Annotated in this window: 24 protein-coding genes; 15 read left to right on the top strand and 9 right to left on the bottom strand. The window is 71.3% G+C overall.

The features are described 5' to 3' along the window. The first annotated feature begins 412 nt into the window (after positions 1-412). The 3 genes from ACIRU3_RS28375 to ACIRU3_RS28365 all read left to right on the top strand — a co-directional run bounded on the left by ACIRU3_RS28375 (position 413) and on the right by ACIRU3_RS28365 (position 2,529). A complete protein-coding gene (locus ACIRU3_RS28375; protein ID WP_404061771.1) occupies positions 413-760 on the top strand; it encodes a VOC family protein in 348 nt (115 codons plus the stop codon). Positions 761-858: 98 nt separating this feature from the next. Beyond that, positions 859-1,218, top strand: a complete 360-nt coding sequence (locus ACIRU3_RS28370; RefSeq protein WP_404061768.1) for a DUF779 domain-containing protein — start codon at positions 859-861, stop codon at positions 1,216-1,218. A gap of 141 nt (positions 1,219-1,359) precedes the next feature. After that, complete coding sequence (locus ACIRU3_RS28365; RefSeq protein ID WP_404061797.1) at positions 1,360-2,529, top strand: phosphodiester glycosidase family protein; 1,170 nt, start codon at positions 1,360-1,362, stop codon at positions 2,527-2,529. 9 nt (positions 2,530-2,538) lie between these two features. Here ACIRU3_RS28365 and ACIRU3_RS28360 read toward each other — a convergent pair whose 3' ends face one another. The 6 genes from ACIRU3_RS28360 to ACIRU3_RS28335 form a co-directional block, all read right to left on the bottom strand. After that, positions 2,539-2,733, bottom strand: coding sequence for a hypothetical protein (locus ACIRU3_RS28360; RefSeq protein WP_404061765.1), 195 nt, complete (start codon positions 2,731-2,733; stop codon positions 2,539-2,541). A gap of 103 nt (positions 2,734-2,836) precedes the next feature. Further along, complete coding sequence (locus tag ACIRU3_RS28355; RefSeq protein ID WP_404061762.1) at positions 2,837-3,700, bottom strand: phosphatidylinositol-specific phospholipase C/glycerophosphodiester phosphodiesterase family protein; 864 nt, start codon at positions 3,698-3,700, stop codon at positions 2,837-2,839. 175 nt (positions 3,701-3,875) lie between these two features. Further along, positions 3,876-4,958 (bottom strand): acyl-CoA dehydrogenase family protein, encoded by a 1,083-nt coding sequence (locus tag ACIRU3_RS28350; protein WP_404061759.1) that lies wholly within the window; start codon positions 4,956-4,958, stop codon positions 3,876-3,878. Next, on the bottom strand, positions 4,955-6,172 hold the full coding sequence (locus ACIRU3_RS28345; protein ID WP_404061756.1) for an acyl-CoA dehydrogenase family protein: 1,218 nt from the start codon (positions 6,170-6,172) through the stop codon (positions 4,955-4,957). The genes ACIRU3_RS28350 and ACIRU3_RS28345 overlap by 4 nt, the downstream gene beginning before the upstream one ends. Next, positions 6,169-7,140 (bottom strand): NADPH:quinone oxidoreductase family protein, encoded by a 972-nt coding sequence (locus ACIRU3_RS28340; RefSeq protein WP_404061753.1) that lies wholly within the window; start codon positions 7,138-7,140, stop codon positions 6,169-6,171. Before ACIRU3_RS28340 ends, ACIRU3_RS28345 begins: the two co-directional genes overlap by 4 nt. An 87-nt stretch (positions 7,141-7,227) precedes the next feature. Further along, complete coding sequence (locus ACIRU3_RS28335) at positions 7,228-7,809, bottom strand: helix-turn-helix domain-containing protein (RefSeq protein WP_404061750.1); 582 nt, start codon at positions 7,807-7,809, stop codon at positions 7,228-7,230. Positions 7,810-7,887: 78 nt separating this feature from the next. Between ACIRU3_RS28335 and ACIRU3_RS28330 the strand changes: the two genes are divergently transcribed. From ACIRU3_RS28330 to ACIRU3_RS28310, 5 genes are all read left to right on the top strand, one after another. Next, the gene (locus ACIRU3_RS28330) at positions 7,888-8,829 is read left to right on the top strand and encodes an NAD(P)/FAD-dependent oxidoreductase (protein ID WP_404061747.1); all 942 of its coding nucleotides are present in this window, start codon (positions 7,888-7,890) and stop codon (positions 8,827-8,829) included. A gap of 150 nt (positions 8,830-8,979) precedes the next feature. Continuing rightward, entirely contained in the window at positions 8,980-10,518 is a 1,539-nt protein-coding gene (locus ACIRU3_RS28325) for an ATP-dependent DNA ligase (protein WP_404061745.1), read from the top strand. Next, the gene (locus ACIRU3_RS28320) at positions 10,515-10,988 is read left to right on the top strand and encodes an NUDIX domain-containing protein (RefSeq protein ID WP_404061742.1); all 474 of its coding nucleotides are present in this window, start codon (positions 10,515-10,517) and stop codon (positions 10,986-10,988) included. Before ACIRU3_RS28325 ends, ACIRU3_RS28320 begins: the two co-directional genes overlap by 4 nt. A 75-nt stretch (positions 10,989-11,063) precedes the next feature. After that, on the top strand, positions 11,064-12,449 hold the full coding sequence (locus tag ACIRU3_RS28315; protein ID WP_404061740.1) for an NADP-dependent succinic semialdehyde dehydrogenase: 1,386 nt from the start codon (positions 11,064-11,066) through the stop codon (positions 12,447-12,449). 25 nt (positions 12,450-12,474) lie between these two features. Next, positions 12,475-12,708 (top strand): DUF6213 family protein, encoded by a 234-nt coding sequence (locus ACIRU3_RS28310; RefSeq protein WP_404061737.1) that lies wholly within the window; start codon positions 12,475-12,477, stop codon positions 12,706-12,708. Here the strand turns inward: ACIRU3_RS28310 and ACIRU3_RS28305 are convergent, their stop codons facing one another. Beyond that, on the bottom strand, positions 12,709-13,371 hold the full coding sequence (locus tag ACIRU3_RS28305; RefSeq protein WP_404061735.1) for a transcriptional regulator: 663 nt from the start codon (positions 13,369-13,371) through the stop codon (positions 12,709-12,711). It lies immediately after the preceding gene. 165 nt (positions 13,372-13,536) lie between these two features. Here ACIRU3_RS28305 and ACIRU3_RS28300 point away from each other — a divergent pair, with 165 nt between their 5' ends. The 3 genes from ACIRU3_RS28300 to ACIRU3_RS28290 are packed head-to-tail and all read left to right on the top strand — an operon-like array spanning position 13,537 to position 16,395. After that, entirely contained in the window at positions 13,537-14,601 is a 1,065-nt protein-coding gene (locus ACIRU3_RS28300; protein WP_404061732.1) for a type III polyketide synthase, read from the top strand. Further along, positions 14,598-15,812, top strand: coding sequence for a cytochrome P450 (locus tag ACIRU3_RS28295; RefSeq protein ID WP_404061729.1), 1,215 nt, complete (start codon positions 14,598-14,600; stop codon positions 15,810-15,812). The genes ACIRU3_RS28300 and ACIRU3_RS28295 overlap by 4 nt, the downstream gene beginning before the upstream one ends. A gap of 7 nt (positions 15,813-15,819) precedes the next feature. Next, a complete protein-coding gene (locus tag ACIRU3_RS28290; protein ID WP_404061726.1) occupies positions 15,820-16,395 on the top strand; it encodes a cupin domain-containing protein in 576 nt (191 codons plus the stop codon). 106 nt (positions 16,396-16,501) lie between these two features. Here the strand turns inward: ACIRU3_RS28290 and ACIRU3_RS28285 are convergent, their stop codons facing one another. Further along, positions 16,502-17,728: an acyl-CoA dehydrogenase family protein gene (locus ACIRU3_RS28285; RefSeq protein ID WP_404061724.1), complete on the bottom strand. Its 1,227-nt coding sequence runs from the start codon at positions 17,726-17,728 to the stop codon at positions 16,502-16,504. Between the two features lie 171 nt (positions 17,729-17,899). Between ACIRU3_RS28285 and ACIRU3_RS28280 the strand changes: the two genes are divergently transcribed. Next, the gene (locus ACIRU3_RS28280; protein WP_404061721.1) at positions 17,900-18,544 is read left to right on the top strand and encodes a TetR family transcriptional regulator; all 645 of its coding nucleotides are present in this window, start codon (positions 17,900-17,902) and stop codon (positions 18,542-18,544) included. Positions 18,545-18,554: 10 nt separating this feature from the next. Here the strand turns inward: ACIRU3_RS28280 and def are convergent, their stop codons facing one another. Continuing rightward, positions 18,555-19,109 carry a peptide deformylase gene (gene def, locus ACIRU3_RS28275; RefSeq protein WP_404061718.1) on the bottom strand — a complete coding sequence of 185 codons (555 nt, stop codon included), beginning with the start codon at positions 19,107-19,109 and terminating at the stop codon, positions 18,555-18,557. Between the two features lie 155 nt (positions 19,110-19,264). Here def and ACIRU3_RS28270 point away from each other — a divergent pair, with 155 nt between their 5' ends. The 3 genes from ACIRU3_RS28270 to ACIRU3_RS28260 all read left to right on the top strand — a co-directional run bounded on the left by ACIRU3_RS28270 (position 19,265) and on the right by ACIRU3_RS28260 (position 22,528). Next, positions 19,265-20,503 (top strand): MurT ligase domain-containing protein, encoded by a 1,239-nt coding sequence (locus ACIRU3_RS28270; RefSeq protein WP_404061715.1) that lies wholly within the window; start codon positions 19,265-19,267, stop codon positions 20,501-20,503. 20 nt (positions 20,504-20,523) lie between these two features. Continuing rightward, positions 20,524-21,252: a type 1 glutamine amidotransferase gene (locus tag ACIRU3_RS28265; RefSeq protein WP_404061713.1), complete on the top strand. Its 729-nt coding sequence runs from the start codon at positions 20,524-20,526 to the stop codon at positions 21,250-21,252. Positions 21,253-21,502: 250 nt separating this feature from the next. Beyond that, the gene (locus tag ACIRU3_RS28260; RefSeq protein ID WP_404061710.1) at positions 21,503-22,528 is read left to right on the top strand and encodes a 6-phosphofructokinase; all 1,026 of its coding nucleotides are present in this window, start codon (positions 21,503-21,505) and stop codon (positions 22,526-22,528) included. Positions 22,529-22,550 lie beyond the last annotated feature (22 nt).

Raw genomic sequence — 22,550 nt, 5'->3', positions numbered from 1 at the left:
ACTTGCGGGGCCCCTGAGGCTTGCGCCCCTCCCGAATCTCGAAGTCCATCGCATCCCCTGAGCTGGGGTGTTGCGACGACCACTAGAACGGAAGGAACTCCCGGGGGCCGTGGACCCCCGCGAGCCAGTGCCCGCGCACCGGCCGGCGCCGAGTGCCCGCCGAACAGATCGAGGAGCACCGGGATGCCGTCGACGACCGGGCCGAGCGCTGCCGCCGCGACCGGCCTTGGCGCCGAAGGCGCCGGGGTCCAGGCCCCAGCCGTGCAGCCGGGCTCCCGGCCGAAGGGCGGCGGCACAGGACGCGGTGGGCGGACCGGCGGCGGTGCCCCACCCGTCGCCGGGGACGGCTCCCGACTCCGGATACGCTGCCCGCGCCGCACATCACCGTCCGACCGACCAACGGAGCCGCGAGATGTACGTACGCCGAGTCGTGCCCAACGTCCAGTCGACCGCGCTGCCGGAAAGCGCCGAGTTCTACGGGGTGCTGGGCCTGGAGGAGGTCATGAACCTCGGCTGGGTCATGACGCTCGCCTCCGCCGGGAACCCCGCCGTCCAGCTGAGCCTCATCAGCGAGGACCGCACCGCACCCGTCGTGCCCGACCTGAGCATCGAGGTCGACGACGTCGACGCGGTGTACGCGGCGATGCGGGAGCGGGGCGCGGAGATCGTGCACCCGCTCACCGACGAGGAGTGGGGCGTACGGCGGTTCTTCGTACGGGACCCCAACGGCAGGGTGGTCAACGTCCTCAGCCACGGCTGAGCGGCGATCCGGCCGAAGCACGCCTGCTGGACTTGCCTCTGACGAACCGTGAGACTGGATCGCCTCCGACGCATCCCCGGCTCTTCAGGACGGTGACCATGGAAGAGGAAGTCCCCCGCGTCGAACTCACCCCACAGGCCGCGGAGCTGCTGCGCCGCCTGCATGCCGAGCACGGCCCGCTGATGTTCCACCAGTCCGGCGGCTGCTGCGACGGCAGTGCCCCCATGTGTTACCCGGACGGCGAGTTCCGTACCGGTGGCTCGGACGTACTGCTCGCGGAGCTGACGGTGGAGGGCGTCGAGGAACCCGTCACCTTCTGGATGTCCAGGAGCCAGTACGAGGTCTGGAGCCACACCCGCCTGATCGTCGACGTGGTACCCGGACGGGGGAGCGGATTCTCGCTGGAGGCACCCGAGGGGGTGCGTTTTCTCACCCGTTCTCGCGTCGTCGACGCCTAGCACCCCCGCACGCCATCCCTTTCTGGTCCACTTCCCCTGAGTCCTGGGACAGTTGACGAGACATCAGGGGGCGCGGTGGCGCGCGATCGGCGGCAGACGGCAGCAGGCAGATCGGTTCTCACGGTTCTCACGGCGCTCGGTGTGCTGGCCGGTGCGGCCCTGGTGGGGGCGGCACCGGCCGGTGCCGTACCGCAGGGCAGACGGGTCGCACCGGGTGTCACCTACCGGCAGTTCGACGTCTCGGCGGCGGCAGGTGAGGCACACGCCCACCTGCTCACCGTCGACCTGGACAATCCCCACGTCCGCGTGGACCTGTTGTACCCGGGGGCGGTCGCCGCCCGCGCGACCGTCTCGAAGCTGGCCGACTCGGCGGGCGCGGTCGCCGGCGTCAACGGCGACTTCTTCAACATCACCGAGACCCAGCACCCGGGCGTCGAGGCGACGGGTGCGACGGTGGGCCCGGCGATCGCGGGCGGGCAGGTGCTCAAGGCGGCGGTGCCGAAGGCCCAGCGGTTCGGGCCCTCGCTGCCGCCCGGGACGACGACGCAGGACGTCCTCGGTGTGGACACCGACGGGCGGGCCCGGCTGGACCGTCTCACGCTCAGCGGCTCGGTCAGCACGCCGGAGGGGCAACTCCCGCTGAAGGGCCTCAACCAGTACGCGCTGCCGGAGAACTCCGTCGGCGCCTTCACCTCCCGGTGGGGCAGCGTCTCACGGGTGCGCGCCACCTGCGGCACGGACACCGACCGGGCGGCGGCATGCAGCACGGACACCTACGAGGTGAAGGTGCAGGGCGGCCGGGTGGCCTCCGTCGCCGACACTCCGGGCAGCGGCCCGATCGCCGCGGACAGCACGGTCCTGGTGGGCCGCGAGGAGGGTGCGCAGCAGCTGCGCAAGCTGTCGGTGGGCGACCAAGTCACCGTCAAGCACGACCTGGTGGCGGCGACGGCCAAGGTCCGGTACGAGTTCGCCATCGGCGGCTACCCGGTCCTGCGCGACGGCAAGCCGCTGTCCGGCCTGGACGACTCCACCTCGGCCGTGCGCACCGTGGTGGGCTTCGCGAGCGGCGGGCACCGGATGCTGCTGCTCGCGCTGGACGGGGCCGCCGCCTACCGGACCGGCATGACCATCGCGGAAGAGGCGGCCGTCATGGACGAACTGGGCGCGTCCGACGCGTTCAACCTCGACGGCGGCGGCTCGTCCGAGATGGTCAGCCGCGACGCGGGTGCGAGCGGCGTGACGATCCTCAACCACCCGAGCGGCGGGGCCGAACGGCCCGTGCCGAACGGCATCGGAGTGTTCTCGTCCTGACCGCGCGGGTCAGGGCCGCAGGCTGCTCACCAGGTCGGCCGTCGCGGTGAGTCCGCTGTGGATGGTGGGCGCCATGCTGGTGCTGGCCAGGTAGAAGCCGAGCAGCATGCAGACCAGGGCGTGCGAGACCTTCAGCGCGCCGTTGCGCATGAAGATCACGGCAATGATCAGGAGCAACAGCACCACAGAGATGGAAACAGCCATCGGGAACCTCCTCCGCCACGCCCCCTTGAGTGGCGTTCGGCCGCAAGTGTGGCGTAGCGGGGGGTTCGTCCGGGCGGCTGACATGTCCTCCGATCGTGTGGTGTTATGCGTACAGGTGTGCGTCGAGGAAGGCCTCGAGGCCGGCGAGGTCGTCGGTGTTGAGGTAGTCGACACCACCCGCCAGCAGTTCGGACCACAGGGCGTCGCGGGCCGCACCCGCCGCGTCCGGGGTGGCCCAGAACCGGATCTGCTGCCCACGGGCGTGGGCGGCACCGGTGATGCTCCGCAGCTTCTGCCGCTCGGCGGCCGGGAAGGTGCCCCGGCCCGACCAGGTGAAGTTCAGCGTCCAGTTGTCGCTGATCAGCGGGACGAAGGAGGCGGGGGCCGCGCTGCCGAGGTCGGTGAGCCGGCCGTCGTAGAAGGCACGGCGCTCGGTCTGGGCTTCCATGGGCGTACGGGCCGCCCGGTCGCCGGAGATGACGGCGGTGACCGGTCCGGGGTGGACACGGCCGTGCGCGTACCGGGTGAACAGGTGCGTGTAGCGCCTGAGGTGCCGGTCGAGTTCGAGGTATGTCGAGGAGCCCTCGGTCTTGATGTCGACGAGGAGTTGGAGGGGCCGCCGGCGGCCCCGGTACACGGAGCCGTGGTTGGCCCGGACACGGGCGGCGAGCGGGTCGAGGTAGAGCGACTCCAGGGTGCGGGTCGGGTCCAGCTGGGAGGCGTCGTGGCCGATGAGCAGCTGGTCGCCGACCAGGAAGATGTCGGCCTCGACACTGCCGAAGCGGTGGTCGAGGGCGTCGAAGAGGGGGCGCTGGTGCTCGTAGTCGTTGTGGGCGTGCGCCTCCCACAGCGGGCGCGGGCCGCGGTGGCCGCCGCCCGCAAGGGCCTGGCCGGCGGGCAGGGCGACCGCGACCGCGAGGGCGGCGCCGAGGGTGGTGAGGGCTCTGCGTCGAGTGGTGAGGGCCATGCGCTGCCTCCCTTGAGGGACCGGATGGGACCGGGGAGAGTATGCGTGCGCTCTCCGCCCAAAAGGCCCAGCCCTACAGGGAGTTGGCCGGAGTGCGGCCCTCTGTTCACTTGGTGGCCGGTGCGGGCACGAGGAAGCCCGCCCCTGGTGTGGGGCGGGCTTCACACGTGACGGGTCAGGGTGCCTGGAGGTCGACCAGTTCGGCCAGCGCCTCCCGGTGGGCGCCCGCGGTGCCGTAGGCGATCGAGTCGGCCTTGGCCCGCTTCAGGTACAGGTGCACGGGGTGCTCCCAGGTCATCCCGATCCCGCCGTGGAGCTGCAGCGCCTCCTCTGCGGCGTGTACGGCGACGGGGGCCGCGTAGGCCTGGGCGACGGCCACCGTGACGTCGGTGTCCTCGCCGGTGGCCAGGGCGTCGGCGGCGGCCCGGGCGGCGGCGCGGAGGTTGACGACCTCCAGCCACAGCTGGGCGAGCCGGTGCTTGAGCGCCTGGAAGCCGCCGACCGGCCGGTTGAACTGCTTGCGCTCCTTCAGGTACCGGACCGTCTCGGTCAACGTCCAGTCGGCGAGCCCGAGTTGCTCGGAGGCGAGCAGTCCGGCGGCGGAGCGCAGGGCCCGCCGCACGGCGGGTTCCGCGTCGCCGAGGCGGCGGCCTGGCGCGCCGTCGAGGGTGACGGTGGCGAGCGGGCGGGTCAGGTCGAGGGAGACCTGCGGGGTGACGGTCACCGCGTCGGCGGTCACGGCGTACAGCCCGCCGTCGTCTGCCGGGACGAGCAGGACGTCGGCGGCGGCCGCGTCCGCGATGCCCGTCAGCTCCCCGTGCAGGGTGCCGTTGTCCACTCGTACGGCCTCGACGGCCGCGCCGGGGGCCGAGTGCAGCCCGACCGCGAGGGCGCCGATGGTCCGTCCGGAGGCCAGGCGGCCCAGCAGCTCCTCGTCACGGCAGGCGAGCAGGGCCTCGGTGGCCACGACCGCGCTGGTGAGGTAGGGCACGGGCGCGATCGCCCGCCCCAACTCCTCCAGGACGACCGCGGCTTCGCGATGAGTGGCGCCCTGGCCGCCCTGCGCCTCGGGCACCAGCAGGCCGGCGAGTCCCATGCCGTCGGCCAGGGACTTCCACAGGGCGAGGTCGTGCGGGGTGCCCGACTCGGTGCGGGCGATCACGTCGGCGGGTGCGCAGTGGTCCGTGAGCAGGTCGCGGACCGCGGCGCGCAGTGCCTCTTCCTCCTCGGAGTAGAGAAGATCCGGCTGTGTGCTCATCGGGCCAGGTCCTTCCATGCGACGTCCTTGTCGGTGCGCGGCTCGGCGGGCAGGCCCAGGACACGCTCGGCGACGATGTTCAGCAGGACCTCGCTGGTCCCGCCCTCGATGCTGTTGCCCTTGGACCGGAGGTAGCGGTATCCGGCGTCACGGCCGGTGAAGTCCACCAGCTCGGGGCGGCGCATGGTCCAGTCGTCGTACCACAGGCCTTCCTCGCCCCGGAGTTCGACTTCCAGGCCGCTGATCTCCTGGTTGAGGCGGGCGAAGGCGAGCTTCATGCCGGAGCCCTCGTGGCCGGGCTGGCCGGCGACCAGCTGCTGGCGCAGCCGGTCGGCGGTGAGACGGGAGACCTCGGCCTCCACCCACAGCTTCAGGAGGCGTTGATGCAGGTCGTGTGTGCGCAGTTCGGGGCGTTCGCGCCAGGTCGCGGCGACCGGGCCGATCATGCCGCCCTCCCGGGGCAGGCGCATGCCGCCGATGGAGACGCGCTCGTTCATCAGCGTGGTCTGGGCGACCCGCCAGCCGTCGCCGACCTCGCCGAGGCGCCGGGAGTCGGGGATGCGGACGCCGGTGAGGAAGACCTCGTTGAACTCGGCCTCGCCGGTGATCTGGCGCAGCGGCCGCACCTCGACGCCCGGGTCGGTCATGTCGCAGATGAAGTACGTGATGCCCGCGTGCTTGGGCACGTCCGGGTCGGTGCGGGCGATGAGGATGGCCCAGCGGGCGATGTGGGCGCTGGACGTCCACACCTTCTGCCCGTTGACCACCCAGTCTCCCCCGCCCTCGGCTCCGCCCGAGCGGGCGGAGCCCCCATCCTCACGGACGGCCCGGGTGCCGAGCGCGGCCAGGTCGGAACCGGCGCCCGGCTCGCTGAACAGCTGGCACCAGACCTCCTCGCCGGTCCACAGGGGCCGCAGATAGCGCCGCTTCTGCTCCTCGGTGCCGTACCGCAGGACGGTCGGCGCGGCCATGCCGAGGCCGATGCCGATGCGCCGCGGGTCGTTGTCGGGGGCGCCCGCGGCCTCCAGCTCGGCGTCCACCACGGCCTGCAGGGAGCGCGCGGCGCCCAGTCCGCCGAGACCCTCGGGGTAGTGCACCCAGGCCAGCCCGGCGTCGAAGCGGGCTCGCAGGAAGTCCAGGGGATCGGTCGTGGCGGGCGGATGCGCGGCCAGCAGCTCCCTGGTGAGGCGGCGCAGTTCGTCGGCGTCGGTCATGCGGCGGCTCCGTTCTCCATCAGTACGGCGACCCGGCCGGTGGTCACACCGTCGGCGACCCGCTGCACGGCGGCTGCGGCCCCGGACAGCGGTACCCGCTCGCTCACCAGCGGTTTGATCGCGCCCCGCGCGGCCAGCTCGGTGAGCTGCTCGTGGCAGTGCAGGATCAGCTTCGGGTTCTTGGTGTTGTACAGGCCCCAGTGGAGGCCGAGGATCGAGTAGTTCTTCACCAGGGCATGGTTGAGCGCGGGGCTCGGGATGGTGCCGCTGGCGAAGCCGACGACGACGATCCGGCCCTCGAAGGCGACGAGCTTGGCGGACTGGGCGTAGGCCGCGCCGCCGACGGGGTCGTAGATCACATCGGCGCCCCGGCCGCCGGTGGCCTCCTTCACGGCCGCGACGACATCCTCGCCGCGGCGGTCGACGACCACGTCACAGCCCAGCTCCCGGGCGACGGCGGCCTTGTCGGCACCGCCGACCACGCCGATCACGGTGGCCCCGGCCGCCTTGCCGAGCTGCACGGCCGCGCTGCCGACTCCGCCGGCGGCGGCGTGCACGAGCAGGGTCTCTCCCGCCTCCAGGCGGGCCCGGCGGTGCAGGCCGAACCAGCCCGTCTGATAGCCGATGTGCAGCGCGGCTGCCTCGGCGTCGTCCAGCGACTCGGGCGCGGGCAGCAGGGCGCGGGCGTCGGCGACCGCGTACTCGGCGAAACCGCCGTACGGCAGCGCGGGGTTGGCGATCACCCGGCGGCCGTCCCCGGTCTCGGCGCAGATCTCCACGCCGGGCGTGAAGGGCAGCGGCGGCCGGATCTGATACTGGCCCCGGCACAGCAGTGCGTCCGGGAAGTTGATGTTGGCGGCACGCACGCGGAGCAGCACCTGGCCGTCGCCGGGCGTGGGCCGCTCCACCTGCGCCAGGCGCATCACCTCGCTCGGCTCGCCGTTCTCGTGCACTTGCCATGCCTGCATGCGGGGCCTCCACGGGACTGCTTCGTCTGACCGGGTTCCGATCGCATACTAAGCGGTCGCTTGCCGATCGGGAAACAGTCGGGTACGTCACGTGCGAGTCGGCCGCGCCCGTACGTGCATCCGCTCCCCCTGCGGCCCGAACAGGCTCAGGAACTCCACCGGCCCCTCCCCCGTCGATCCGAACCAGTGCGGCACCCGGGTGTCGAACTCGGCCGCCTCCCCCGCCGACAGCACCACGTCGTGCTCGCCGAGCACCAGCCGGAGCCGCCCCGCCAGCACATACAGCCACTCGTAGCCCTCGTGGGTGCGCGGCTCCGGGTCCAGTTTGCGCTGCGGTTCGACGACCTTGAAGGCCTGAAGGCCGCCGGGCTGGCGGGTCAGCGGCCAGAACGTGCGGCCGTACCGCTCGACGGGCTTCGCCCGCACCCGGGGATCACCGATGGGCGGCGCGCCGACCAGCTCGTCGAGCGGCACCTGGTGGGCCTGGGCGATGGGCAGCAGCAGCTCCAGGCTGGGCTTGCGCAGGCCCGACTCCAGCCGGGACAGGGTGCTGACGGAGATGCCGGTCGCCTCGGACAGTGCCGCCAGGGTCACCTCCCGCTCCTTGCGTATCCGCCGCAGCCTCGGGCCCACACCCGCCAGCACGTCGTCGGTGCTCTCGGTACTCATACCTGAATTGCAGATTCGGCAAAGATATTTGTCAATACGGCAGCGCCTGGGCGACCGTCGGCCGCGGAGGTGGTCACCATGACCGAAAGGCTCGACGAGAGCTGTGAGGTGGTCGTCGTCGGGGGCGGCGCGGCCGGCCTGTCCGCCGCGCTGGTGCTGGGCCGCGCCCGGCGCCGCACGCTGGTGGTCGACGCGGGCGAGCCGCGCAACGCGCCGTCCGCACACCTGCAGGGCTACCTGACCCGGGACGGCATGTCACCCGGCGAGTTCCTGGAGATCGGGCGCGAGGAGATCGCCCGGTACGGAGTGCGGCTGGTCCGGGACCGGGTCGTGGACGCGGCCAAGGGCGACGACTTCACCCTGTCACTGGCGAGCGGCCGTACCGTGCGGGCGCGGCAGCTGGTCGTCGCGACCGGTCTGAAGGACGAGCTGCCGCCGCTCCCGGGCCTGGCCGAGCGCTTCGGCCAGGACGTGGTCCACTGCCCGTACTGCCACGGCTGGGAGGTCCGCGACCGGGCGACCGGTGTGCTCGCCACCAGCCCGCTGAGCGTGCATCAGGCGCTGATGGTCACCCAGTGGACCGACGACGTGCGGTTGTTCCTGCACCGGGTGCGGGAGACGGAGCTGACGGACGAGGACCTGCGCCGGCTGGCCGCCGCCGGGGTCTTGGTCGTACCCGGCGAGGTGGCGGAGGTGCTCGCCGCGGAGGACCGGCTCACCGGGGTGCGGCTCGCGGACGGAACGGTCCACGACCGTGCCGTGCTGTACGTCGCCCCGCGTGCCGTGCCGCAGAACGACCTGCTCGTCCGGCTCGGCGCCGAGCTGCGCGAGACACCTTTCGGCAGCTTCCCGGTGATCGACGAGCGGGGCCTGACGACCGTGCCGGGCCTGTGGGCGGCGGGCAACGCCAGCGGCTTCGCCGAGCAGGTGGTGAACTCGGCCAGCCGTGGCTACCGGGCCGGGGCGGCGATCAACGGGGAGCTGCTGTTCGCGGATCTCGACGCGGCCGCGCGGGTGTAGAGCCCATGTCGTGTCTTCTGGATCAGGCCGGCGACGCGGGGGCGACACGCCCTCCTCCACTGCCTGAAGGGCGGGGGAGGGCACCCTCGGCCGCGTTGTCGTCGGCCTGATCCAGAAGACACCCCAGGGCCACCGGTGCACCATGACTGCATGCTGCTGACCCGGCTCGCGCAGGTGTCCCGTGAGGTCGCCGCGACGGCGGCCCGGTCCCGCAAGACCGCTCTGCTCGCGGAGCTGTTCCGGGACGCCGACGCGGACGACGTGCCGATCGTCATCCCCTACCTGGCCGGACGCCTCCCCCAGGGGCGGCTCGGGGTCGGCTGGAAGGTGCTGGGCCGCCCGGTCGCGCCGGCCGCCGGGCCCTCCCTCACCGTGCGGGAGGTCGACGCGCGGCTCAGCGAGCTGGGCAAGGTGTCCGGGCCCGGCTCCCAGACGGAACGCGCCCGGATCGTCGGCGAGCTGATGGGCGCGGCCACCGAGGAGGAACAGCGCTTCCTGCTCGGTCTGCTCACCGGCGAGGTCCGGCAGGGCGCGCTGGACGCGGTCGCCGTGGAGGGTCTCGCCCAGGCGACCGGCGCGGACCCGGCGGAGGTGCGGCGGGCGGTGATGCTCGCCGGGTCGCTGCAGACGGTGGCCCAGGCCCTGCTCGCCGAGGGACCCGGGTCGCTGGAGCGGTTCCGGCTCACCGTCGGCCGCCCGGTGCTGCCGATGCTGGCGCACAGCGCCTCCTCGGTCGCCGAGGCGGTGGAGAAGCTGGGCGCGTGCGCGGTGGAGGAGAAGCTGGACGGTATCCGCGTGCAGGTCCACCGGGACGGCAGCACGGTGCGGATCCACACCCGCACCCTGGACGACATCACCGACCGGCTGCCCGAAGTGACCCGCGCCGCCCTGGGGTTGGCGAGCGAGCGGTTCGTTCTCGACGGCGAGGTGATCTCCTTCGCCGCGGACGGCCGGCCCCGGTCCTTCCAGGAGACGGCGGGCCGGGTCGGCTCCCGGACCGACGTGGCGAGGGCGGCCCAGGAAGTGCCCGTCTCCCCTGTCTTCTTCGACGCGCTCCTGGTCGGCGGCCAGGATCTGCTCGACCTCCCGTTCTCGCAACGGCACGCGCTGCTGGCCGATCTGGTGCCCGGACCGATGCGGGTCCGCCGGACCGTGGCGTCGGGGCCGCAGCACATCCCCGAGGCGGAGCGGTTCCTCGCTGACACACTGGCCCGCGGCCACGAGGGCGTGGTCGTCAAGGCGCTGGACGCTCCCTACAGCGCGGGCCGGCGCGGCGCGTCCTGGCTGAAGGTCAAGCCCGTGCACACGCTCGACCTGGTCGTGCTGGCCGCCGAGTGGGGCCACGGCCGCCGCACCGGCAAGCTCTCCAATCTCCACCTCGGTGCCCGCAACCCGGACGGCTCCTTCGCGATGCTCGGCAAGACCTTCAAGGGGATGACCGACGCGATGCTCGCCTGGCAGACGGACAAGCTCCGGGAGCTGGCCGTCGAGGACGACGGCCGGGTGGTCACCGTGCGTCCCGAACTCGTCGTGGAGATCGCCTACGACGGCCTGCAGCGCTCCTCCCGCTACCCGGCCGGCGTCACCCTGCGCTTCGCACGCGTGGTCCGCTATCGGGAGGACAAAGGACCCGGGGAGGCCGATACGGTGGAGGCCCTGCTGGCGGCCCACCCGGAGGTCAACCCGTGACGGTGCGGACGACGAAGCGCAGTGCGGGACTGCTGCTGTTCCGGCACACCGACGAGGGACTGGAGGTGTTGCTCGGCCATATGGGCGGACCGTTCTTCGCGAAGAAGGGCGCGGGCGCCTGGTCCGTGCCCAAGGGCGAGTACGAGCCCGACGAGCCCGCCTGGGACGCGGCCCGCCGCGAGTTCCGGGAGGAACTGGGGCTGGCGCCGCCCGACGGGGAGGCCGTACCGCTGGGCGAGGTCGCACAGGCCAACGGCAAGATCGTCACCGCGTGGGCGATCGAGGCCGACCTGGACCCGGAGACGATCGACCCCGGCACGTTCACCATGGAGTGGCCGCCGCGGTCCGGCCGGACGCAGGAGTTCCCGGAGCTGGACCGGGTGGCGTGGTTCGCTCTCGACCGGGCCCGCGAGGTGATCGTCCCGGCGCAGGCCGCGTTTCTCGACCGGCTGGCGCAGCACTCGCGCTGAACAGGCGCCTACGCGTTGCGATCCGCAGCACCGCGCGCGAAGGTCGAAGCAAGCCCGCTCCCAGGGAGGTCAGCCATGCCCATCGCGACGGTGAACCCGGCGAACGGCGAGACGCTCAAGACGTACGAGGCCATGGGCGAGGAGGAGCTGGAACGCCGGCTCCAGCTCGCCGAGGCCACGTTCCGCACCTACCGGACGACCACGTTCGCCGAACGCTCCCGACTGCTGAACAAGGCTGCCGACCTGCTGGACGAGGACCTCCAGGAGATCGGCCAGGTCATGACCACCGAGATGGGCAAGCCGGTCAAACAGGCCCGCGCGGAGGCGGCGAAGTGCGCCAAGGCGATGCGCTGGTACGCCGAGCGCGCCGAGGGACTGCTGGCCGACGAGGAACCGGCCGAGCCGGACGTGCGGGACTCCGGTGCCTCCCGGGTCCGGGTGCGCTACCGCCCGCTCGGGCCCGTCCTCGCGGTGATGCCGTGGAACTTCCCGCTCTGGCAGGTGATCCGCTTCGCCGCGCCCGCGCTCATGGCGGGCAACGTGGGCCTGCTCAAGCACTCCTCGAACGTCCCCCAGACGGCTCTGTATCTGGAGGACCTGTTCCACCGGGCGGGCTTCAGGGAGGGCTGCTTCCAGACGCTGCTGGTCGGCTCGGGAGCGGTCGACGCCATCCTGCGCGACGAGCGGGTGAAGGCGGCGACGCTCACGGGCAGCGAGCCGGCCGGACGCGCCGTCGCCGCCACCTCCGGCGAGATGATCAAGAAGACGGTGCTGGAGCTCGGCGGCAGCGATCCGTTCGTCGTCATGCCCTCCGCCGACCTCGACCGGGCGGCGCAGGTCGCCGTGACCGCACGGGTGCAGAACAACGGGCAGTCGTGCATCGCGGCCAAGCGGTTCATCGTGCACACCGACGTGTACGACGCCTTCGCCGAGAAGTTCGTCGCGGGCATGAAGGCGCTCAGGACCGGCGACCCGCTGGAGGAGGACACCGAGGTCGGACCGCTCGCCAGCGAGCAGGGGCGGAGCGACCTGGAGGAACTGGTCGACGACGCGAAGCGGAGCGGGGCCCAGGTGCTGTGCGGCGGCGAGCGTCCGGACGGCCCGGGCTGGTACTACCCGCCGACCGTGCTGGCGGGCATCACCCGGGAGATGCGCATCCACCGCGAGGAGGCGTTCGGGCCGGTCGCCACGCTGTACCGGGCCGGCGACCTGGACGAGGCGGTCCTGATCGCCAACGATTCGCCGTTCGGGCTGAGTTCGAACGTGTGGACGCGGGACGAGAACGAGGTGGAGCGGTTCGCACGGGAACTGGAGGCGGGTGGCGTGTACGTCAACGGGATGACCGCCTCCCATCCGGCGTTCCCGTTCGGCGGAGTGAAGCGTTCCGGTTACGGCCGTGAGCTGTCCGGGCACGGAATCCGGGAGTTCTGCAACATCACCACGGTTTGGCAGGGTGCGTGAGCACTGCGCGGCTACCATCCCGTTTGTGAACCGCGAAGTGACTCTGCCCCTGATCGTCGACAACCGCGGTACCTTGCAGGTGGCTGCGTCCGACGTGAGTAAGTTGTTGCGGACCGTGGGCGGACGGTGGCTGCATCTCGTCGAGGCCGGGGAGCAGGGACTCGACGAGGACACGGTGGCCGCGTTGACCATTGAGCTGGCGAAACTCGCGGACCGCATCGACGTGGCCTGTATCGCCCACAGCAGCGGGGCGCCGTAGCTAGGGAGCCTCCCCCAGCGATTCCCAGAACATCGCCTCGTAGGACTGGAGCAGGCTTCCGTAAGTGTGTGCCAGGCCCGTGTTCAGACGGCCGGTGTCCAGGGCTGCCTGGACCGCAGCCGTCGCCTGTGTGTCCAGGTCGGGCGCCGGTTCCGCGAAGAAGTCGAAGAAGGCGCACGCCTCGTCCGGGAAGCCGTAGTGACGGCGCAGGCCCTCGGCGATGCCCGCGCAATAGCCGCCCCACGCCGAGAAGTTGGCGGTGAGCGCCAGGACCACGTCCGCCGGTGAGGCGTTGAGGGCGAGCCAGGCCACGTAGGCGGGGTAGGCCTGACCACCGGGTCGGGGGATGTGGGAGCGGCTTTGCTCCTCGGTCACGCCGGCTGCCACCGCGAACGCGGTCAGCTGTTCCGCCGCCAGTGCCTCGCCCTCGGCGAGCGAGGTGAAGAAGGCGGCTGCCTCGGGGGTGTCGTCCGTGCGTTCCGCCAGATGAAGGAAGGAGCGACGGTCCGCGGCGATCACCCACTGCTGCTCCAGCGCCAGGGCGGCGAGGGTGTCTCGATGCGCCGCCCCTCGGGCGATCCGCGGGACGACGCGGTTGGACTGCGGGTCCGGGGCGAGTCGGGCAGTGGCCGAGGCCAGTAGTTCGGCGGCCGAGAGGGGCATCGGGTCCTCCTTGGGGGCATGCGGATTCCAGATCCGATCCCTACCCCTTGTCCCCGATTCGGAGTAATCCGACGAGAGATCGTCGCCCCCTCGGGTGAACCTGAGTGGACCACCTTCTGATCCGGTGGGCGCAGGCCTGCCGGACGGCGAAAGCAGGGACGGCTCATGGCGACTTTGTGCAGACCCTCGGTGTCGGTACCAGAACACGTGATCACGATGGAGGAAACGCTGGAGCTGGCACGTACGCACCACGCGGACCACCCACAGCTCCCGCTGGCCCTCCGGCTGATCGAGAACACGGGCGTCCGCACCCGGCACATCGTGCAGCCCATCGAGGAAACCCTGAAGCACCCCGGGTTCGAAGACCGCAACAAGCTCTACGAGAGAGAAGCCAAGGCCCGGGTGCCCGCGGTGATCCAGCGGGCGCTCGACGACGCCGAACTGATGACCGCTGACATCGATGTCATCATCTACGTGTCGTGCACCGGCTTCATGATGCCCTCGCTGACCGCGTGGCTGATCAACGAGATGGACTTTGCGTCCAACACCCGTCAGCTGCCCATCGCCCAGCTGGGCTGTGCGGCCGGAGGCGCGGCCATCAACCGGGCCCACGACTTCTGCTCGGCCTATCCGGAGGCCAACGCGCTGATAGTGGCCTGCGAGTTCTGCTCGCTGTGCTACCAGCCCACCGACCTGGGCGTCGGCTCACTGCTGTCCAACGGCCTGTTCGGCGACGGCATCGCCGCGGCCGTGGTGCGCGGCCGCGGCGGCACGGGCGTGCAGCTGGAGCGCAACGGCTCGTATCTGATCCCCAAGACCGAGGACTGGATCGCGTACGACGTCCGGGCCACCGGGTTCCACTTCCTGCTGGACAAGCGGGTTCCGACCACCATGGAGCCGCTCGCCCCGGCGCTCCAGGACCTCGCGGGCAACCACGGCTGGGACGCCGCCGACCTGGACTTCTACATCATCCACGCGGGCGGGCCCCGCATCCTCGACGACCTCAGCAAGTTCCTGCAGGTCGACCCGCACGCGTTCCGGTTCAGCCGGGCCACGCTCACCGACTACGGCAACATCGCCAGCGCCGTCGTGCTGGACGCGCTGCGGCGGCTGTTCGAGGAGGGCGGTGCCGAGCACCGGGCGCGCGGACTGCTGGCCGGGTTCGGTCCCGGCATCACCGCCGAGATGACGGTGGGCCGCTGGATCCAGGACGGCGAGAGGACACGATGATCGACGAGACCCTCCCCGAGACCCTGCCCCCGATCCGGCACTGGCCGGCCGTCGACCTGACCGGGACGGACTTCGACCCGGTGCTGGCCGAGTTGATGCGCGAGGGCCCGGTCACCCGCATCCAGCTGCCCAACGGTGAGGGCGGGGCATGGCTGGTCACCCGGTACGACGACGTACGCATGGTGACCAACGACCCCCGCTTCAGCCGCGAGGCGGTCATCGGCAGCCAGGTCACCCGGCTCGCCCCGCACTTCATCCCGGACCGGGGCGCGGTCGGCTTCCTGGACCCGCCCGACCACACCCGGCTGCGCCGCTCGGTCGCCTCCGCGTTCACCGCGAAGGGCGTGGAGCGGATCCGTGACCAGGCGCGCGCCATGCTGGACCGGCTGGTCGACGAACTCCTCCGCAACGGCCCGCCCGCCGACCTCACGGCGGCGGTCCTCAGCCCCTTCCCGATCGCGGTGATCTGCGAGCTGACGGGTGTCCCGGCGGCCGACCGGCACGGCATGCACATCTGGACCCAGCTGATCCTGTCCTCCGCGCACGGCAAGGAGGTCAGCGAGAACGCCAAGCGCGAGATGAGCGCCTACTTCTCCGACCTCGTCGAGCTGCGCGAGGGCAGCACGGGCGAGGACGTCGCCTCGCTGCTCGGCGCCGCGGTGGGCCGGGACGAGATCACCCTGGAGGAGGCCGTCGGTCTGGCCGTCCTCCTCCAGATCGGCGGCGAGGCGGTCACCAACAACAGCGGGCAGCTGTTCTATCTGCTGCTGACCCGTCCCGACCTGGTCGCACGACTGCGCTCCGACCCGATGATCCGGCCGAAGGCGATCGACGAACTGCTGCGCTACATCCCGCACCGCAACGCCGTCGGTCTCTCCCGGATCGCCCTGGAGGACGTGGAGATCAGAGGCGTGCGGATCCGCGCGGGCGACGCGGTCTACGTCTCCTACCTGGCCGCCAACCGCGACCCGGAGGTCTTCCCCGAGCCGGAGACCATCGACTTCTCCCGCAGCCCCAATCCGCATGTGGCGTTCGGCTTCGGCCCGCACTACTGCCCGGGCGGCCAGCTCGCCCGGCTGGAGTCCGAGCTGCTGGTCGACGCCCTGCTGGACCGGGTACCGGGTCTGAAGCTCGCCGTACCGCCCCGCCAGGTGCCCTTCAGGAAGGGCGCGTTGATCCGGGGGCCCGAGGCCCTGCCCGTGACGTGGTGAGCGACCGATGACGACCGAGGGGCTGGCCGCGCCCGAAGGACCCGCGGCCCGTGGAGTGGCGCACAGGCGGACCGAAGGGCTGCTCGTACCGCCGGGCCACGGCCGGGTCGTCGAGACGCCCGCCCAGCGTGTGACGTTCAAGGTGACCGGCACCCACTCGCGGATGGCCTCCACCTTCGAAGTGGACGTACCGCCGGGCTTCGACGTCGGCGCCCATGTGCACACGCGCAGCGAGGAGTTGTTCTACGTCCTCGAAGGCGAACTGGACGTGCTCGCCTTCGAGCCGCGCATCCGCACCCCCGACAACTGGCAGAGGTGGGAGTCGAGTTCGGGCAGCCGGGTGGTCCGCGCGACCCCGGGTACGGTCATCGTCGTGCCCCCGGGCTGCCCCCACGCCTTCGCGAACCCGACGGACGCGCCGGCGAAGATGTTCTTCCAGGCGTCTCCCCCGCCCGACCACGAGCGCTACTTCGAGGAGCTGCTGGAGATCCTGGGGAACGGGGGTCCGCCGGACCACGCCGCGATCGAGGACCTGCGCAAGCGTTACGACATCGAACAACTCACGCCTTTGAAGCACAGGTGAGTGTCCCGGCCCAGCGGGGCGGGGCCGCATGCGACATGCGGCCCTGCCCCGCTGGGCGCGACCGGCCACGACGAACCGCGGCCCGGATCGCGCGTTCCCCGGGACGCTACCGAATCGGCATCCCGGCCAGGGTCCGCGCGATGACAAGCCGCTGAACCTCGCTCGTCCCCTCGAAGATCGTGTAGATCGCCGAGTCCCGGTGCATCCGCTCGACAGGGTACTCACGCGTGTACCCGTTGCCGCCGAGGATCTGAATCGCCTGCGCGGTCACCGTCTTCGCGGTCTCGCTGGCGAAGAGCTTGGACATCGACCCCTCGGCCGCGGTGAACGGCTTGCCGTTCACCGCCATCCACGAGGCCCGCCACACCAGCAGACGAGCCGCGTCGATCTGCGTCCGCATGTCCGCGAGCTGGAAGGCGACGCCCTGGTTGTCGATGATCGGCCGCCCGAACTGCTCACGGGTCCTGGCGTAGTCGAGGGCGACCTCGTACGCGGCCCGGGCCGTGCCCACGGCCATGGCGCCGACCGCCGGCCGCGAAGCCTCGAAGGTCGCCATCGCCGCGTTCTTCACCCGCTCACCGCCTGCCTTGGCCTTCTCGCGGGCCCGGGCGAGCCGCTCGTCCAGCCTCTCCTTGCCGCCGAGCAGGCAGGAACCGGGGACGCGGACGTTGTCCAGGACGACCTCGGCGGTGTGCGAGGCACGGATGCCGTGCTTCTTGAACTTCTGCCCCTGGGCGAGGCCCGGCGTGCCCGGCGGGACGATGAAGGAGGCGTGGCCCTTGGAGCCCAGCTCCGGGTCGACGACCGCGACGACGACATGGACGTTGGCGATGCCGCCGTTGGTCGCCCAGGTCTTCGTGCCGTTGATCACCCACTCGTCCTTGGCCTCGTCGTACACCGCACGCGTACGCATGGAGGAGACGTCGGAGCCGGCGTCGGGCTCGGAGGAGCAGAACGCGGCGACCTTGACATCGTTCGCGTCGCCGTACATCTGGGGTATCCAGGTGCCGATCTGCTCCTCGGTTCCGTTGGCGAGAACGCCCACGGCGGCGAGTCCGGTGCCCACAATGGAGAGTGCGATACCAGCGTCGCCCCAGAACAGCTCCTCCATGGCCATGGGAATACCGAGGCCGGTGGAGTCGAAGTACTGCTGCGCGTAGAAGTCGAGGGAGTAGATGCCGACCTTCGCGGCCTCCTGGATGACCGGCCAGGGAGTCTCCTCACGCTCGTCCCATTCGGCGGCCGCGGGGCGGATGACGTCGGCGGCGAATCCGTGCAGCCAGTCCCGGACCTCCTTCTGTTCGTCGTTGAGCTCCATGGTGAACTCGGCCATGTCCCCTCCAGCGGCGGTACGTACAGTGTTACTAGCGGTAACCTGAGTGTGTTACCGACGGGTAGGAAAAGTCAACTCCCGATGACGCCTCAGCATCCCGTTCGATGTCAGGGGCATGGACAGTGTTAGTTTGCGCAGGCGTCACCGAATCAGCACGGGTGGGGAGAGCACATGGACACCACGCAGCGGACCGATCAGCAGAGGTCCGCCGACCGCCGACGGCGCGAGCTGCTGGAGGCCGCCGACCGGGTGGTGCTCCGTGACGGCCCGCAGGCGTCGATGAACGCCATCGCCGCGGAGGCGGGTATCACGAAGCCGATCCTGTACCGCCACTTCGGAGACAAGGGCGGGCTTTACGCGGCCTTGGCCAAGCGGCACACGGACGCGCTGCTCGATTCCCTGCGGGCGGCACTGGACGCTCCTGCCGAGCGGCGGGAGCGGGTGGAGTCCACGCTGGACACCTACCTGGCGGCGATCGAGGCACGACCTCAGGTGTACCGGTTCCTCATGCATCCGGCGGAGGGCGGCGGGAGCGGCGACCAGGGGTTCGACGTCGGCAAGCACAGCGCCCCGCTGCTCCGGCGCATGGGTGAGGAGCTGGCTCAGGTCATCGAGGACCGGCTGGACCTCGGGCCCGGCAGTCAGCAGCTGGCCCGGGTGTGGGGACACGGCATTGTCGGGATGATGCACGCGGCGGGTGACTGGTGGCTGGGAGAGCGGCCGTGTTCCCGTGCCGAACTGGTGAGGTCGCTCGCAGATCTGCTGTGGGGACGCCTCGCCGCGGCCGGGGACAAGATCGGGGGTCCGGGGTTCTGACCCCGCTCCCTCAGACGAGACCACCGGGCCGGTGCCAGGAAGATCGGGAGATTTGTCTCATCAGTCTGCGGTGACGCCGGCCCGTCAGGTGGTCCGCGTACACCGTGCCCTCCAGGTGGTCGTGCTCGTGCTGCAAGCACCTGGCGAAGAAACCCGTGCCGTGCACGGTGACCGGCTCCCCGGCCGCCGTGAAGCCCTCGACCACCGCATGGTCGTAGCGCTCCGTGCCCGCTTCCAGGCCCGGCAGGGACAGACAGCCCTCCGGGCCCCGGATCACCACGCCGTCCGTCTCCACCAGGCGCGGATTGACCACGTGCCCGAGGTGACGCACGTCCTCGTCGTCGGGGCAGTCGTAGACGAACACCCGCAGCGGCACGCCGATCTGGTTCGCGGCCAGGCCCACCCCCTGGGCCGCGTACATGGTCGCAAACAAGTCCTCGACGAGTGCGCCGAGTTCGGGGCCGAAGTCCGTCACGTCCCGGCAGGGCTCGTGCAGGACGGGGTCATGGAGCAGGGAAAGGGGCCGGACGCGCCCGCGGGCGCCCGGGATCGAGCCGTGTCGCATGACGGCAAGGGTACGGTTCGTTCAGCCCATGCCCGCCGCACAGACATGGGCCGGGATTCGGGTGTGCGAACGGATCTCGATAGGCTGAGGTCCACACCACGTTGCCGGATGGCTCAGGCGAGGCGCGGCGCGTACGCAAGGAGGATCGAGAACTGATGGCAGGCAACTCGGACCCGCTCACGCCGCGGGCCAAGCTGGCCGTGACCGCGGGCAAGGCGGTCGCTGCGGCATCGCGTGCAGCGGGACGCGGCAGCGGATCGGTGATCGGTGGCCGGGTCGCACTGAAACTCGACCCCGACCTGCTCGCCCGGCTCGCCCAGAACCTGGACGTCGTCCTGGTGTCGGCGACCAACGGCAAGACCACGACCACCCGGCTCATCGCGGAGGCGCTGGGCGCCGCGGGCCAGGTCGTCTCGAACGCGCTCGGCGCCAACATGCCGGCCGGCATCACCTCCGCGCTCGCGGGCGGTTCGGAAGCCAAGTTCGGCGTCATCGAGGTCGACGAGAAGTACCTGGCCGGTGTGGCCCGGGACACCAGCCCGAAGTGCATCGCCCTGCTGAACCTCTCCCGCGACCAGCTGGACCGCGCCGCCGAGACCCGGATGCTGGCCGAGAACTGGCGCGAGGGTCTGGCCGGCTCCAAGGCCGTCATCGTCGCCAACTGCGACGACCCGCTGGTCGTGTGGGCCGCCTCCTCCTCCCCGAATGTGATCTGGGTCGCAGCCGGACAGATGTGGAAGGACGACGCCTGGTCCTGCCCGTCCTGCGGCGGCGTGATGCAGCGGCCCGGTGACGACTGGTTCTGCGGCGAGTGCGGCTTCCGCCGGCCGACCCCGGCCTGGGCGCTGTCCGGGGACCACGTCCTCGACCCGCACGGGTCCGCCTGGCCGATCCACCTGCAGCTGCCGGGCCGCGCCAACAAGGCGAACGCGGCCAGCTCCGCGGCCGTCGCCGCCGTCTTCGGGGTGCCTCCGCAGGTGGCCCTGGAGCGGATGTACCAGGTGCAGGCCGTCGCAGGGCGGTACGACGTCGTCCAGTTCCAGGGTCGTGACCTGCGGCTGCTGCTGGCGAAGAACCCGGCCGGCTGGCTGGAGACGTTCTCCCTGATCGACCCGCCGCCCACGCCGGTGATCCTGTCCGTGAACGCGCGCGGGGCCGACGGCACCGACACCTCATGGCTGTGGGACGTCGACTACACGCGGCTGACCGGCCACCCGATCTTCGTGATCGGCGACCGGAAGCTCGACCTCGCGGTCCGTCTGGAGGTCGCGAACCAGCACTTCCAGGTCTGTGACAACCTCGACCAGGCCGTCCAGGCGGCCCCGCCGGGCCGCATCGAGGTCATCGCGAACTACACCGCGTTCCAGGACCTGCGCCGCCGCGTCGGCAACTGATCAGGAAGGGCGATCACCTCATGAGCGACAACCAACTGCGGCTGGTGTGGATCTACCCGGACCTGCTGAGCACCTACGGCGACCAGGGCAACGCGCTCGTCGTGGAGCGCCGGGCACGGCAGCGGGGCCTGGACGTGGCCCGGCTGGACGTGCGCAGCGACCAGCCGATCCCGACCTCCGGTGACATCTACCTGATCGGCGGCGGCGAGGACCGGCCACAGCGGCTCGCGGCCGAGCGGCTGCGGCGCGACGGCCATCTGCACCGGGCGGTGGAGAACGGCGCGATCGTCTTCTCCGTCTGCGCCGGCTACCAGATCCTCGGCCACGAGTTCATCAACGACCTCGGCCAGCGCGAGCCGGGCCTCGGCCTGCTCGACGTGGTGTCGGTGCGCGGCGAGGGCGAGCGGTGCGTCGGCGACGTCCTCGCGGACATCGACCCGCAGCTCGGCCTGCCCCAGCTGACCGGCTTCGAGAACCACCAGGGCGTCACCCACCTCGGCGCCACCGCCCGCCCGTTCGCCCGGACGCGGATCGGCAAGGGCAACGGCACCGGGGACGGCACGGAGGGCGCGTACAACGGGACCGTCTTCGGCACCTACATGCACGGGCCGGTCCTCGCCCGGAACCCGCAGATCGCCGACCTGCTGCTGAAGCTGGCGCTCGACGTCAACGCGCTGCCGCCGACCGACGACCGCTGGTACGAGGCGCTCCGCAACGAGCGCATCGCGGCTGCGCAGCAGCCTGCGTAGACACGGCAGCGCAGCAGCCCGCGTAAGCACCGTCTCAGTACCGTCTCAGCACCGCCTCAGCACCGTCTAAGCGCTTTCCGGCAGGCTCATGGCGGGGCCCGCCTGACAGGCCGTCCGCTCACATGTGCGGGCGCGTCCAGCAGGCGGACGCCCGCTACGGAGCCACCCCCTCACGCCGGTAGGGTGGCCGGGAATCCGCCGGACGACGTGGTCCGGTTTCCCGGCCCACGTTGAGAAGGTATTTCGGGCTATGCGCATTGGTGTCCTCACGTCCGGCGGCGACTGCCCCGGCCTGAACGCCGTCATCCGGTCCGTCGTGCACCGTGCCGTGGCCGACCACGGCGACGAGGTCATCGGTTTCCGGGACGGCTGGAAGGGCCTCCTGGAATGCGACTACATGAAGCTCGACCTCGATGCCGTGGGCGGCATCCTGGCGCGCGGCGGCACCATCCTCGGCTCCTCCCGGGTCCAGCCCTCGCATCTGCGTGACGGTGTGGAGCGGGCCAAGGGCCATGTCGAGGAGCTGGGCCTGGACGCGATCATCCCGATCGGCGGCGAGGGCACGCTGAAGGCGGCCCGGCTGATGTCGGACAACGGCCTGCCGATCGTCGGCGTCCCCAAGACCATCGACAACGACATCGCCGTCACGGACGTCACCTTCGGCTTCGACACGGCGGTGGGAGTCGCCACCGAGGCTCTGGACCGGCTGAAGACCACCGCCGAGTCCCACCAGCGGGTGCTGGTCGTGGAGGTCATGGGCCGGCACACCGGCTGGATCGCTCTGCACTCCGGGATGGCGGCCGGCGCGCACGCCATCGTCGTACCGGAACGTCCCTTCGACATCGAGGAGTTGTCGAAGAAGGTCGGCGAGCGGTTCGAGGCGGGCAAGCGATTCGCCATCGTGGTCGCCGCGGAGGGCGCCAAGCCGCGGCCCGGCTCGATGGAGTTCGACGAGGGCGGCAAGGACATCTACGGCCATGAGCGCTTCGCGGGGATCGCGCGGCAGCTGTCGGTCGAGCTGGAGCAGCGGCTCGGCAAGGAGGCTCGGCCGGTGATTCTCGGGCATGTGCAGCGGGGTGGGACGCCGACCGCCTACGACCGGGTCCTCGCCACTCGGTTCGGTTGGCACGCGGTGGAGGCCGTGCACCGCGGGGAGTTCGGGCGGATGACCGCGCTGCGCGGGACCGACATCGTGATGGTGGCGCTCGCCGAGGCCGTGGAGACGCTCAAGACGGTTCCCGCCGAGCGGTACGACGAGGCGGAGTGCGTCCTGTAGTCCAGCTGGGAACAACGCGCCC

This window comes from Streptomyces sp. NPDC101151, assembly GCF_044768335.1.
In the GTDB taxonomy this organism is placed as follows: Bacteria; Actinomycetota; Actinomycetes; order Streptomycetales; family Streptomycetaceae; genus Streptomyces.
Note: the sequence above shows the minus strand (reverse complement) of the source record. Positions and strands in the feature narration are given on the sequence as shown.